This window comes from Lysobacter sp. Soil_C_15 (assembly GCF_057657315.1).
In genome coordinates, this window is record NZ_JBDGIR010000022.1 from 1 (window position 1) to 5,594 (window position 5,594).

At 69.6% G+C, this 5,594-nt stretch carries 1 protein-coding gene; it reads right to left on the bottom strand.

Annotated features, from left to right (window positions below):
• Window positions 1–5,594, bottom strand: a 5,594-nt coding sequence (locus AC3A57_RS22830) for an amino acid adenylation domain-containing protein (protein WP_487580994.1), incomplete at both ends; no start/stop codon positions are given.

Genomic DNA, 5,594 nt, shown 5'->3' on the forward strand with positions numbered 1-5,594 from the left:
GTCGCATCGAAGCACAGCGGCGAACTGACCACCGAGCCGGCCACGTTCGGCAGGTACGACTCCACCGCGTGCGCCAGGTAGTTGGCCAGGCCGCCGTGCTCGACCATCACCCCCTTGGGCTGGCCGGTCGAGCCGGAGGTGTACATCACATAGGCGATGTCGGTCGGGGTCACGCCCGGCAGCTCGCCCTGGGCGTAGTCCGCCAGCCACTCGTCGTCGCCGGCCGCGCCGTCCATCAGCACCACGTCCACGTCCTGCAGCGGTAGCTCGTCCATCCCGGCCGCTTCCAGCAGCGCCCAGCCGATGCCGGCGTCGCGGACCATGTAGGCCAGGCGTTCCTTCGGCAGCTTCGGCTCCAGCGGCACGTAGGCCGCGCCGGTCTTGAGCACGCCGAGCACCGCGATCAGCAGTTCCGGCGAGCGCGACAGGTAGATCCCGACCCGCGCACCGGGGCCGACGCCGGCGTCGAGCAGGTAATGCGCCAGCCGGTCGGCCTTGGCGTCCAACTGGGCGTAGCTCAGCTCTTGCGCTTCGAAGCGCAGCGCCGGCGCGTCGGGCGTGCGCTCGGCTTGGTCGCGGAACCGCTCGTGCACGCACGCCTGCGGGTAGGCGCGATCGGTCGCGTTCCAGGCCTCGAGCATCCGCTCGCGCTCGGCTCGGTCCAACACCTCGATCTGCCACGACGGCGTGTTCGGCGCGTGTTCGAGCGCCTCCACCAGGCCTGTCAGCGCATTGCGCATGAACGCGCAGACGCGTTGCGGCTCGACCGGCTCTTCGATCTGCGCCCGCAGTTCGAAGTCCTCGCCCAGGTCGTCCACCGACAGCGTGAACGAGTAATTGGTGCGTTCGCGCACCGACAGCATTTGCACGCCCTGCGACCAAGCCGGCGCGGAGTCGCCGGCAGGCGCGGTGTGGCGATAGTTCAGCAAGGAGGAGAACAACGGCGTGTTCGCAGCCAGCGCGCTGCAGCGCTGCGCGAGCGCCAGTGGCGCGTGCTCATGGCCGACCAGGCCCGACAAGGTCGCGTGCGTCCGGCGGACGCCTTCCAGGACGCTGAGCCCACCCAGATGCACGCGCATCGGCAGGGAGTTCATGAACAGGCCGGCCGCGCGATCCGCACCGGCGCCGCCTTGCAGGCGGCCGAACAGCACGGTGCCGAACACCACGTCCTCGCGCCCCGCCGTTTTCGCCAGCACTTGGGCCCAGGCCCAGTGGAACAGGCTTGCCGTGCTCACGCCAAGAACTCGCGACTGATACCGCAGCCGCTGCGACAACGCCCGCGGCAAGGTCAGTTCGGCCTCATGCACGTTTTCGCCGTCGCCATGCACTTCGAGCATGCCGAACGGCGCCGTGGGTTCGTCCACATCGCCGAGCATGTCGCGGAAGAAGGCCTCGTGCTCCTGCGCGCTTACCCCCAGCCGGGTCTGCGCGACGAAGTTGCGGAACGGCACCGGCTCGGCCAACTCGTGCGAGCGGCCGGTGCGGATCAGGCCGATTTCCTCGTAGATCAGTTCGACCGCGACGTGATCCATCGCCAAATGGTGCTGCAGCAGCAACAGCAGCCAGCGCTGGCTGCGCGTATCGAACACCGCCGTGCCGCGCATCAGCGGCGCCAGGCGCACGTCCATCCTCGCGTCGCGAGGATCGGCCAGCGCGGCCAGTCGGGCGGCGGCATCGCTACCGTCCGGGTCCAGCGTGTCCACCTCCAACTGCGCCCGTCGCCACACCACCTGCACCGGTTCGGGCAAGCCGTCCCAAAGCATCGCCGTGCGCAGCACGTCGTGGCGGTCGACCACTTGCTGCAAGGCCTGCACGAAATCGTCGAGCCCCTCTCGCGACTCGAACGACAGCAAGGTCGACAGCAGGTAGGGGTCGCCGCGGGTCTGCAGCAAATGGTGGAACAGGATGCCGTCCTGCAGCGGCGCCAGCGGATAGATGTCCTGCACATTGGCGGCGCCGCCAGGAACCGCGGCGACGATGCGGTCGATCTGCGCCTGATCGAGTTCGACCAGCGGCAGCATCTGCGGGGTGATCGCTTCGCAACCGGCGGGAATGCCGTTGGCGGGCACCGTCACGCCGCGCCAGCCGGCGCGTTCCGCATCCTGCACCGCCTGCGCGAGCACGGCCAGGGTCGGCTTGGCGAATAGAGCGCGGATGTCCGCGTGCAATCCCACCCGGCGCAGGCGCTCCATCAGTTGCACGGCCAGCAGCGAATGGCCGCCGAGCTCGAAGAAGTTGTCGTTGCGGCCGATCCTGTCGACCCGCAGCAGTTCGCTCCAGATCCTCGCCAGCACGGTCTCGACCTCGCCTTGCGGCGCTTCATAAGCGCGCTGGGCGAAGGATTCCGCGTCCGGCGCCGGCAGTGCGCGCCGGTCGACCTTGCCGTTCGGCGTCATCGGCAGCGCGTCCAGCACGACGTACGCCGCCGGCACCATGTGATCGGGCAGGCTCTGGGCCAGGGCATGGCGCAGGCCGTGCGGATCGAGCGTCGCGCCCGCGGCGGCCACCAGGTAGGCGACGAGCTTGAGTTCGCCCGGCGCGTCCGCGCGCGCCAGCACCACCGCTTCGCGCACGCCGGGCTGGCGGCCTAGCTGCGCTTCGATCTCGCCCAGCTCGATGCGGAAGCCGCGGATCTTGACCTGCCCGTCGTTGCGGCCCAGATACTCCAGCGTGCCATCCGCGAGCCAGCGTCCGAGGTCGCCGGTCTTGTACATGCGTGCGCCGGCCTGCGCCGCGAACGGATCGGCGACGAACCGCTCCTGGGTCAGTTGCGGCCGGTCGAGGTAACCGCGCGCCAGCCCCGCTCCGCCCAGGTGGATCTCGCCGGGCACGCCGAACGGTACCGGCTGGCCGCGACGGTCGAGCAGATAGACCGCGATATCGGCCACCGGCCGGCCGATATGCACGTCCTGCGCGGACTCGACTTCCTGCAGGGTCGCCGTGATGACCGCCTCGGTGGGGCCATAGGCGTTGAACAGGCGCGGCCGGCGGCCAGGACGGGCCGCCCAGTGCGCGATCGCCTTGGCCTCGACCGCCTCGCTGCCGATGATCACCAGGCGCAGGCCGTCCGGCAGCGCGATCGCGTGGTCCTCGGTGGCGTACTGCCAGAACTTGGTCGGCAGTTCGGCGACCGTGATGCGCGCATCGGCGCAGGAGCGCCAGAACTCCGCGGCGCCGTCCTGCCAGCGCGAATCGCGCAACACCAGGGTCGCGCCGACGCTCAGCGCGCCCATGATCTCCTCGATCGACACGTCGAAGTTGATCGATGCGAACTGCAGGACTCGGTCGGAAGAGCGCAGCTCGTAATGCCGGGCCAGGACCTGGATGCGGCGGCTCAGCGGCCCGTGCTCGACCGCCACGCCCTTGGGTTGGCCGGTGGAGCCGGAGGTATAGATCACATAGGCGAGATGGTCTGCGGCCGGACCGATGCCGGCCGGCGCGACATCCGCGTCCGGCAGGCTGTCCCAGGGGCGCTGGGGGGCGTCCAGGTCCAGCACCGTCGCGGCGAGGTCGAGATCGCGCGCGACGTCCACCCCGGCCTGCGTCAACACCACGCGGGGGCGGCTATCGCGCAGCATGTATTCCAGTCGTTCGCGCGGATACGAGGGGTCCATCGGCACATAGGCGCCGCCGGCCTTGAGCACGGCGAGGATCGCCACCAACATGTCGGCGCCGCGCTGCAGGCAGATCGCCACGCGCTCGTCGGGTGCGACGCCCAGGCTGCGAAGGTACGAGCCCAGGCCGCTGGCGCGCCGGTCGAGCTCGGCGTAGCTCCATCGCCGATCGCCGTGCTCGAGCGCGATGGCCGACGGCGCGGCCTGCGCCTGGCGTTCGAACAGCTCATGGACGCAGGCATCGGCCTGCGTGGCGACCGGTTGCGCATCGTTCCAGACGGTCAACATCCGATGGCGCTCGGCCTCATCGAGCACCTCGATGCGCCAGGATGGAGCCTGCGGCGCCTGCTCCAGCGCATCGGCCAGATCGGCCAGGGCGTTGAGCATGTAAGCGCATACCCGCTGGGGTTCGACCGGCGCCACGGCCTGCGCGGTCAGCTTGAAATCGTCGCCTAGATCGTCCACCGACAAGTCGATGGGATAGCTGGACCGCTCCTTCACCGCCACCAAGGTCGCGCCCGGCACCCACTGCGACGGATCCTTCTCGCCAGCGCTGTGGCGGTAGTTCAGCATCGAGGTGAACAGCGGAGCGCCTGCCGGCAAAGCGCTGCAGCGCTGCGCCAGCGCCAGCGAGGCGTGTTCGTGGCCGACCAGGCCCGACAGTGCCGCATGGGTCTGGCGGATGCCGTCGCTGATGCCGATGTCGCCGAGGCGTACGCGCAGCGGCAGGGTATTGATGAACAGCCCCATCGCGCGATCGGCGCCGGCGCCGCCCTGCAGACGACCGAACAGCACCGTGCCGAACACCACGTCCTCGCGGCCGGTGGTCTTGGCCAGCACCTGAGCCCAGGCCCAATGGAACAGGCTCGCCACGCTCACGCCGAGGCCGCGCGCCTGCTTGCGCAGGCGGTGCGACAGCGCGGACGGCAGCAGCAATTCGGCTTCGCCGGCGTTGTCGCCGCCGCCGTGCACGTCCAGCAGGCCGAACGGTGCGGTGGGCTCGTCGACATCGCCGAGCATCCGGCGGAAGAAGGCTTCGTGCTCTTGCGCGCTCACGCCTTGTCGCGCTTGCGTCACGAAATTTCGGAACGGCACGGGTTCGGCCAGTTCATCGGCGCGATCGGACAGGATCAGCCCGATCTCCTGCAACATCACCTCCAGTGCGGTGTGGTCCAGCGCCATGTGATGGTGGACCAGCCGCAGCAGCCAGCGCTGGCCTAGCTGGTCGAACGCGGCGAACCCGCGCATCAGCGGGGCCTGCCGCAGGTCGATCCGCTGCGAACCCGCGCAATCGGCCAACGCGGCTTCGATATCGCCGTCGGCCGGTTCGAGCGTGCGCACGTCTAGCTTCGCCTTGCGCCAGACCGCCTGCACCGGCTCGTCCAATCCCTCCCACAGCACCGCGGTGCGCAGCACGTCGTGACGGGCGATGACCTGCTGCAAGGCCTGCACGAAGCGGTCCAGCGATGCGCGCGTCTCGAACCCCAAGGTGATCGAGAGCAGGTACGGGTCGTGGTCCTGCTGCAGCAGGTGGTGGAACAAGATGCCTTCCTGCAGCGGCGCGAGCGGATAGATGTCCTGCACGTTGGCCGCGCCGCCCGGCACCGAGCCGACCACGCGCGCGATCTGCTCAGGACTCAGCTCCACCAGCGGCAACATCTGCGGAGTGATCGCGTCGCTGTCGCGCGAAATCGCATTGGACGGCACCATGACCCCGCGCGGGCCCGCATGCGCGGACCGGATCGCGGCCTGCGCCAGCGCCGCCAAGGTCGGCCGCGCGAACAGCTCGACGATGTCGGCCTGCAGTCCTTCTCGCCGCAGCCGTTCCATCAACTGCACCGCAAGCAGCGAATGCCCGCCGAGTTCGAAGAAATGGTCGTGACGGCCGATACGCTCGACCTGCAGCAACTCGCTCCAGATCCGCGCCAGCGCCGTCTCCACTTCGCCTTGCGGCGCCTCGTAAGCGCGCTGTGCGAACGC